The following is an 8,209-nucleotide window of genomic DNA, read 5'->3' as shown; positions in this document are numbered from 1 at the left end:
CCGTGCTGGCGCTGGCGCTTCCGGCGGGCGCCGCGCGGGCGCAGACGAGTCCGCCGGGGCCGCCCGCATGGTCGATCGGGCGCGCCATCGGTATCGACGGGCTGCGCGTGCAGGGCAGCAGCCGGATTCGCTACGAGACGATCACCGGGCAGCCGCGTATCGGCTTCAATCCCGCCGACGACCTGTTCAACATCCGCAGCACTTTGTTGGCGGAATATCGCACCGGGCGGGTGCGGATCGGCGGAGAGCTTTGGGACAGCCGCGTCTATGGCGAAAACGCGCGCACGCCGGTCAGCACGGGCGAGGTCAACGCGCTGGAGCTGATCCAGGCCTATGTCGCCGCCGACCTGCCCGGCGTGCTGGGCAAGGGCAGCACCGTCAACCTGCTGGCGGGGCGCATCCTGCCCAACGTCGGATCGCGCCGGTTGATCGCGGCGGACGATTATCGCAACACCACCAACGGCTATACCGGCGCGACGGCGACGCTGGCGGCGGGCCGGATCAGGAGCACGCTGGTGTGGCTGATGCCGCAGGTCCGCCTGCCCGCCGATCTGCCCTCGATCCGCCGCAACCGCGTGCAGGCGGACCGCGCCGACGGCGATCTCGTGCTGTGGGGCGGAACGATTCTGCGCGAGCGGACGATCGGGCCCGCCGGCATCGACGTTTCGGCCTATCGCCTGCGCGAGCGTGACGCCCCCGACCTTCCGACCCGCGACCGCGACCTCTGGACGGTCAGCGCGCGCCTGATCCGCGACCCCGTGCCCAACGGCTGGGATTATGAGGTGGAGGCGATCTACCAGTTCGGCCGCGAGCGCGACGGGACGACGGCGACGGCGCCGCTGGTCGATGTGTCCGCCTGGTTCGTCCACGCCGAGCTGGCGCGTTCGCTGCCCGGCCGCTGGCGGCCCCACCTCTCGCTGGAGCTCGACATCGCGAGCGGCGATCGGCCGGGCGGCCGCTATGGGCGATTCGATACGTTGTTCGGCATGCGCCGTGGCGATTTCGCACCCCCCGCCCTCTATGGAACGACCGCGCGCGCCAATCTCGCCACGCTCGGCGCGCGGCTGGAGGTGACGCCCAACGCGCGGCTGGACGCCTTCGTCAATTACCAGCCGCTCTTCCTCGCCTCGCGGACCGACGCTTTCTCCACCAGCGGGGTGCGCGATCCGAGCGGACGTTCCGGCCGTTTCGCCGGGCATCAGCTCGACAGCCGGATACGCTACTGGCTGTGGCCGAACACGCTGCGCCTGGAGGGCGATCTCGTGCTGCTCGCCAAGGGCCGCTTCCTGCGCGACGCCCCGGGCGTCTCCAGCCGGCGCGACACCGCCTATCTGTCGCTCAACGCGACGGTCTTCTTTTGAGGCATGGGCTCGGCTAGCCAAAGCGCATGAGCGAGATCGATCCCGCCCAGGATGCCAGCGGCCATCGCGCGCGATTGCGCGGGCGGCTGATCGCGGGCGGGGCGGAGGCTCTGCTCGATCATGAGCTGATCGAATATCTGCTGATGCTGGCGATCCCCCGGCGCGACACCAAGCCGATGGCGCGCGGGCTGCTCGCCGAATTCGGCAGCCTCGGCGCGTTGCTGACCGCCGATGCGCCGACGCTGGCGCGCGCGGGGCTTTCCGAAGGCGCGATCGGAGCGCTCAAGATCGCGCAGGCCGCCGCGCTGCGGCTGCTCAAGAGCGAGGTCGCGAACCGCCCGGTGCTGGCGAGCTGGACCGCGCTGACCGATTATCTCCACGCCGTAATGGCGCACCGGATGACCGAGAGCGCGCGCGTGCTCCATCTCAACACGCGCAACCTGCTGATCCGCGACGAACTGGTTTCGGAAGGCTCGATCGATCAGGCGGCGATCCATGTCCGCGAGGTCGTGCGCCGCGCGCTGGAGCTGGGATCGGCGGCGATCATCCTCGTCCACAATCACCCCAGCGGCGATCCCTCCCCTTCCCGGCAGGACATCGCGCTGACGCGCGAGATGATCGCCGCGCTCAAGCCGCTCGGCATCCAGGTCCACGATCATGTCGTCATCGGCGCGAACGGCCACGCCAGCCTGAAGAGCCTCGGGCTGATCTGATGCGCGCCGGATTTGCGCTCGCCTCGCGGCATCGCCCCGGCTAGGCGCGGTGGCATGATCCCCCGTTATTCCCGCCCCGAGATGGTCGCGCTATGGGCGCCCGAGACGCGTTTTTCGATCTGGTTCGAGATCGAGGCGCACGCCACCGATGCGCTCGCCGAACTCGGCGTCGTGCCGAAAAGCGCGGCCAGAGCGCTGTGGGACTGGTGGGCGACCAAGCCCGCGATCGACGTCGCGCGGATCGATGCGATCGAGGCGGTGACAAAGCATGACGTGATCGCCTTCCTCACCTGGGTTTCGGAGAATGTCGGCGACGAGGCGCGCTTCATGCATCAGGGGATGACCTCCTCCGACGTGCTCGACACCTGTCTCGCGGTGCAACTGGCGCGCGCGACCGATCTGCTGCTGGCGGACATCGACGCGCTGCTGGCGGTGCTCAGGCGCCGCGCGTTCGAGCATAAGCTGACCCCGACGATCGGGCGCAGCCACGGCATCCACGCCGAGCCGGTGACCTTCGGGCTCAAGCTGGCCGAGGCGCATGCCGAATTCTCCCGCGCGCGCACCCGGCTGGAGGCGGCGCGCGCCGACATCGCGACCTGCGCGATCTCGGGCGCGGTCGGCACCTTCGCCAACATCGATCCGCGCGTCGAGGCGCATGTCGCGGCGAAGCTGGGCCTCGGCATCGAGCCCGTCTCGACGCAGGTGATCCCGCGCGACCGCCACGCGATGTATTTCGCGACGCTGGGGGTGATCGCCTCCTCGATCGAGCGGCTGGCGATCGAGGTGCGGCACCTCCAGCGCACCGAAGTGCTGGAGGCCGAGGAATATTTCGCGCCCGGGCAGAAGGGCTCGTCGGCGATGCCGCACAAGCGCAACCCGGTGCTGACCGAAAATCTCACCGGGCTCGCGCGGATGGTGCGCGGCTATGTCACGCCCGCGCTCGAAAATGTCGCGCTGTGGCACGAGCGCGACATCAGCCATTCCTCGGTCGAGCGCTATATCGGGCCCGACGCGACGATCACGCTCGATTTCGCGCTGGCGCGGCTGACCGGCGTGATGGACAAGCTCGTCGTCTATCCGCAACGGATGCAGCGCAACCTCGATCGCATGGGCGGCCTCGTCCATTCGCAGCGCGTGCTGCTCGCGCTGACGCAGGCGGGGGTGAGCCGCGAGGACGCTTATGCGATCGTCCAGCGCAACGCGATGAAGGTGTGGGAGAGCGACGGGCGGGAATCGCTGCTGGAGCTGTTGAAGGCCGACCCCGACGTGACCCTGCCGCACGGGGAACTGGAGGCGCAATTCGATCTCGCGCACCATTTCAAGCATGTCGACACGATCTTCGCGCGGGTGTTTGGGGAGACAGATCCTCCCCTGTAAGGGGAGGTGGCAGGCGAAGCCTGACGGAGGGGTGTCGCCTCTAGATAGCGCGACACCCCTCCACCACGCGCTGCGCGCGCGGTCCCCCTCCCCCTCTGGGGGAGGAACTTGGCAGGATGCTTCAGCCTTCCACCTCCCCCGCGCTGCCGATCGAATCGTCAATCAGCCCCATCCGCATCATCCACCAGAACAGGAAGATGCCGGGCAAGGCGATCGCGGTGGTTAGCAGGTAATAATCGACGTAGCCGATCGCTTCGATCAGACGCCCCGCGGCGGTGCCGGTTATCAGGCGGCCGACGATGCTCGCCGCCGCCGAGATCAGCGCGAATTGCGCGGCGGTGAAGCGCAGATCGCACAGCGCGGAGAAATAGGCGATCACGGTGACGCCGCCGATGCCGCTCGCGAAATTTTCGAAGCACATCGCCGCGGCCATCGTCCAATTGGCGTTGCCGCCCGCCGCGGCGAGCCCCGCGAAGCTCAGGTTGGTCAGCGCCATCAGCCACAGGCTGAGCAGCACCGACCGCTTCATTCCCATCCGCGCGTAGAGCAGGCCGCCGATGAAGATGCCGATCAGGAACGCCCAGAACCCGAAGCCGACGTCGTAAAGCGCGATCGCATCGTTGCTGTAGCCGAGATCGTTGAACAGCAGCCGCACCGTCAGCGTGGTCAGCGTGTCGCCGATCTTGTGGAGCAGGATGAACAGCAGCACGAGGAAGGCGCCGCGGCGGCGGAAGAATTCGAGGAACGGCCCGATGATCGCGATCGTGGCACCCCGTATGCCCCTGCGCTCGGTCGGCGCGCGGTGCCGCTTCGGCTCGCCTAGGATCAGCGCGGCGATCATCGCGGGAAGCGCGAAGACCGTGCAGGCGAGATAGCCCCCCGACCAGCCGATCCGCCCCGCCAGCAGCAAGGCGAGCGATGCCGCCGCGGTCGATCCGATCCGCCAGCCATATTGGCTCATTCCGGCGCCGACCGCGAGCTGCTCGGGTTCGAGCACCTCGATGCGATAGGCGTCGATCACGATATCGTAGGTCGCCCCCGCGAAGCCGACGAACACCGCCGCCCACGCCGTCCACCAGAGGCTCGCCCTGGGATCGACCAGCGCCAGATTGGCGACCGCCGCGATGACCAGCACGCCCGCGACCAGCATCCACGACACGCGCTGCCCCAGCCGCCCGATCAGCGGCAGGCGCACGCCATCGACCAGCCAGGCCCACAGCGGCTTGAAATTGTAGATCAGGAAGGCGAGCGCGAAGGTCGTGACGCTCTTCTTGTCGATCCCCGCCTGCGCGAGCCGGGTGGTCAGCGTCGCGCCGATCATCGCATAGGGAAAGCCCGAGGATATGCCCACCGCCAGCGCGGCGAGCGGGGCCGGCTCCAGATAGGGCCTGATCGCCGCCGTCCAGCCGCCGGCCCGTGGTTCGTCTATCGATCGCCCCTGCATCCCGCAGGTCTTAGCGCGGTTTTGCTCCTCGTCCATCCGCGCCGACGCGCCGCACTCAATCGAACAGAGTCAGCCCCTTGGGCACGCGCTTCGGGGTCTTGCCCGCAAGCTTGGCCTCCACCGCCTCGATCGTCGCGAGCAGGTCGCGCTGGTTGTAGGGCTTGGCGAGGACGCCCATCGCCATCTTGGCGGCGCCGTCCAGATTGGCGCCGGTCACGAAGACCAGGGGCACGTCCATGCCCTGCGCGGCGCGCGCGACATCGGTGCCGTCGCCCCCCGCCGAAAGGTTGACGTCCGCCAGCACGAGATCGACCGGATGCTGGCCGACATAGGCGGTCGCCTCGGCCACGGTATCGACGGTGGCGACGATCTCATAGCCGGCATCGCGCAGGAGATGCTCGTTATCGAACGCGACGAGCGGCTCGTCCTCCACGATCAGGATGCGATTGATCTTGCGGGCGCGCCTGGCGAACAGCATCGATCCTCCACGCTCCTTGACCAATGGGCGGATGCCCGGGGTTGACGACCTTACGCTTTGCCCCGACCACGGCCGCTCCTTCTTGCGGAGCAAAAGCGTGGCCAGGCGACTGACCTTCTTCATCCTTATCGCGATGCTCCTCGGCATCGTCGTGGGCTTCGTGCTGAACCGGAGCATTTCCGATCCTGCTGCCCTCGTAACGATCACCGATACGCTTTCGATCCTGACTGAAATCTTTCTGCGCCTGATCAAGATGATCATAGCGCCTTTGGTGTTCGCGACGCTGGTCGCGGGCGTCGCGCACATGGGGGATACCGCCGCGCTGGGGCGGATCGGCGGGCGGACGATCGGCTGGTTCATCCTCGCCAGCCTCGTCTCGCTGACGCTCGGGCTGGTCGTCGTCAACATCCTCAAGCCCGGGGTCGGCCTCAACCTGCCGCTGCCGCCGGCCAGCGCCGCCAGCGGCGTTTCGACCGCGGCTTTCTCGCTGCACGATTTCTTCCTGCACATCGTGCCCTCATCGATCGTCGATGCGATGGCGAAGAACGACATCCTGCCGATCGTCGTCTTCGCTCTGTTCTTCGGCGTCGGGCTGACCGCGATCGGCGAGGCGGGCGCGCCGATCGTGCGCGGGGTCGAGGCCTTGTCGGCGGTGATGCTCAAGGTCACAGGCTATGTGATGCGCGCCGCGCCGATCGCGGTGTTCGCCGCCGCCGCCAGCGCGGTCGCGAGCCAGGGCCTCGGCATACTCGCGACGTTCGGCTATTTCATGGCGGGCTTCTACGCCGCGATCCTGCTGCTGCTGGCGCTGCTGTATGGGGTCTCGCGGCTGATCATCGGCCCTTCGACGAACCGGCTGTTCGGCTATCTGCGCGAGCCGTTCCTGCTGGCGCTCAGCACCGCATCGTCCGAGAGCGCCTTTCCGCGCACGCTGGAGGCGCTGGAGCGATTCGGCGTGCCCGAGCGGGTGGCGGGGTTCGTGCTGCCGCTCGGCTATTCGTTCAACCTCGACGGGACGATGCTCTACTGCACCTTCGCGACGATGTTCATCGCGCAGGCCTATGGCATCGAGATCGGCTTCTCGCAGCAGATCATCATGCTGCTCGTGCTGATGGTGACGTCGAAGGGGGTCGCGGGCGTGCCGCGCGCCAGCCTCGTCGTCATCGCCTCGACGTTGAGCTTCTTCCATATTCCGGAAGCGGGGTTGCTGCTGATCCTCGCGGTCGATCACTTCCTCGACATGGGCCGATCGGCGACCAGCGTGATCGGCAACGCGGTCGCGGCGAGCATCGTCGCCAAGTGGGAGGGCGTGCTGCAGCCGGGGCCGATCGAGGCGCTCGATCCGGTCCCCGCCGCTTGAAACCGCCGAAGCCGAAGGTCGAGCCGCAGGGCGTCCGCAAGGCGAGCGGCGGCAAGGAGGGCCAGCGCATCGCCAAATTGCTCGCGCGCGCAGGGATCGCCAGCCGCCGCGAGATCGAGCGGATGATCGAGGCGCGGCGGATCGCGATCGACGACGTGCCGCTGGAGACGCCCGCGACGATCGTCACCTCGCTGCGCGGCGTCACCGTCGACGGCAAGCCCGTGCAGGCGCCCGCCCCTGCGCGCCTGTTCCTGTTCCACAAGCCTTCCGGCCTGCTCACGACCGAGCGCGATCCCAAGGGGCGGCCGACGATCTACGACAGATTGCCGGACGATCTGCCGCGCGTCGTCCCCGTCGGGCGGCTCGATCTCAACACCGAGGGGCTGCTGCTGCTGACCACCGACGGCGAGCTCAAGCGCCAGCTCGAGCTGCCCGCGACCGGCGTGACGCGCACCTATCGCGCGCGCGCCTACGGCAACGTCAGCCAGGAGCAGTTGGAGGACCTCATCGAGGGAATCGAGATCGAGGGCGTCCGCTACGGATCGATCGACGCCAATCTCGAACGCCGCACCGGTGCCAACACCTGGATCGAAATGAAGCTGACCGAGGGCAAGAACCGCGAGGTCCGCCGCGTGCTGGAGCATCTCGGCCTCAAGGTCAGCCGCCTGATCCGCACGGCCTACGGGCCGTTCGTGCTGGACGACCTGCCGGCGGGCGGGGTGGCGGAGGTGCGGCAGCACGATCTGGTGGTGTTTCGGAAGACGTTGAAGTGATCCTCCCCTGCAAGGGGAGGGGGACCATCCGCAGGATGGTGGAGGGGGCTCCCAAACGGCGGTGCGCCTCGCCGCCGCCCCCCTCCACCCCCCGCTGCGCGGGCGGTCCCCCTCCCCGTGCCGGGGAGGAGCCATGCGGATAATCGCCGGGAGGTGGCGGGGGCGGTCGCTCGTCGTGCCGCCGGGGGCGACGACGCGGCCGACGGCGGATCGGACGCGCGAGGCGCTGTTTTCGATGCTGGTGAGCCGGCTCGGTGCGTTCGAGGAGCTGCGCGTCGCCGATATCTTCGCGGGGACGGGCGCGCTGGGGTTCGAGGCGCTGTCGCGGGGCGCCGCGCAGGCCATCTTCGTCGATCATGATCGCGCCGCGATCGCCGCGATCAGGGCCAATGCCGCCAAGCTCGGCGCCGAGGCCGAAACCGACATAGTGCCGATCGCGGTGTCGGCGCTCGGGCCGGCGCGGGCGCCGTGCGACATCCTGTTCTTCGATCCGCCCTACGGCAGCGGCGGTGCGGGGGCGCTGCTCGAGAAGCTGACCCGGCTCGGCTGGGCGGCGCCTACGGCCTGGGCGGCGATCGAGACGGGGGCGGCCGAGATGCCCGCCGCCAAGGGCTGGCACGTCGACGCCGATCGCGTCCACGGCAAGGCGCGGCTCACCTTGCTCTGCCGGCGGCCAGCAGCGCCAGCAGGCTGACCAGCGCGG

Annotated in this window: 8 protein-coding genes; 6 read left to right on the top strand and 2 right to left on the bottom strand. The window is 68.7% G+C overall.

The window, feature by feature from the left end; translation table 11 throughout:
* From HUU94_RS09255 to purB, 3 genes are all read left to right on the top strand, one after another.
* Window positions 1-1,361 (top strand): alginate export family protein (locus tag HUU94_RS09255; protein ID WP_368039850.1); only part of this gene is annotated, 1,361 nt, incomplete at its 5' end.
* A 26-nt stretch (window positions 1,362-1,387) separates the two neighbouring features.
* Window positions 1,388-2,074, top strand: coding sequence for a RadC family protein (gene radC / locus HUU94_RS09250; protein ID WP_174274795.1), 687 nt, complete (start codon window positions 1,388-1,390; stop codon window positions 2,072-2,074).
* 54 nt (window positions 2,075-2,128) lie between these two features.
* On the top strand, window positions 2,129-3,451 hold the full coding sequence (gene purB, locus HUU94_RS09245; RefSeq protein ID WP_174274794.1) for an adenylosuccinate lyase: 1,323 nt from the start codon (window positions 2,129-2,131) through the stop codon (window positions 3,449-3,451).
* A 121-nt stretch (window positions 3,452-3,572) separates the two neighbouring features.
* On the opposite strand, the gene HUU94_RS09240 is transcribed toward purB, so the two are convergent.
* Both HUU94_RS09240 and HUU94_RS09235 read right to left on the bottom strand, forming a co-directional pair.
* Window positions 3,573-4,895 (bottom strand): AmpG family muropeptide MFS transporter, encoded by a 1,323-nt coding sequence (locus HUU94_RS09240; protein WP_174274797.1) that lies wholly within the window; start codon window positions 4,893-4,895, stop codon window positions 3,573-3,575.
* A 55-nt stretch (window positions 4,896-4,950) separates the two neighbouring features.
* The gene (locus tag HUU94_RS09235; protein WP_174274793.1) at window positions 4,951-5,373 is read right to left on the bottom strand and encodes a response regulator; all 423 of its coding nucleotides are present in this window, start codon (window positions 5,371-5,373) and stop codon (window positions 4,951-4,953) included.
* A 97-nt stretch (window positions 5,374-5,470) separates the two neighbouring features.
* Between HUU94_RS09235 and HUU94_RS09230 the strand changes: the two genes are divergently transcribed.
* From HUU94_RS09230 to rsmD, 3 genes are all read left to right on the top strand, one after another.
* Window positions 5,471-6,733 (top strand): dicarboxylate/amino acid:cation symporter, encoded by a 1,263-nt coding sequence (locus HUU94_RS09230; RefSeq protein WP_174274792.1) that lies wholly within the window; start codon window positions 5,471-5,473, stop codon window positions 6,731-6,733.
* Window positions 6,622-7,506 (top strand): pseudouridine synthase, encoded by an 885-nt coding sequence (locus tag HUU94_RS09225; RefSeq protein ID WP_174274796.1) that lies wholly within the window; start codon window positions 6,622-6,624, stop codon window positions 7,504-7,506. The genes HUU94_RS09230 and HUU94_RS09225 overlap by 112 nt, the downstream gene beginning before the upstream one ends.
* Before the next feature lie 133 nt (window positions 7,507-7,639).
* Window positions 7,640-8,200 carry a 16S rRNA (guanine(966)-N(2))-methyltransferase RsmD gene (rsmD, locus tag HUU94_RS09220; protein WP_174274791.1) on the top strand — a complete coding sequence of 187 codons (561 nt, stop codon included), beginning with the start codon at window positions 7,640-7,642 and terminating at the stop codon, window positions 8,198-8,200.
* The last annotated feature ends 9 nt before the right edge of the window (window positions 8,201-8,209 follow it).

The organism is Sphingomonas bacterium, from assembly GCF_903644055.1.
Classification (GTDB): Bacteria; Pseudomonadota; Alphaproteobacteria; order Sphingomonadales; family Sphingomonadaceae; genus Sphingomonas_I.
Note: the sequence above shows the minus strand (reverse complement) of the source record. Positions and strands in the feature narration are given on the sequence as shown.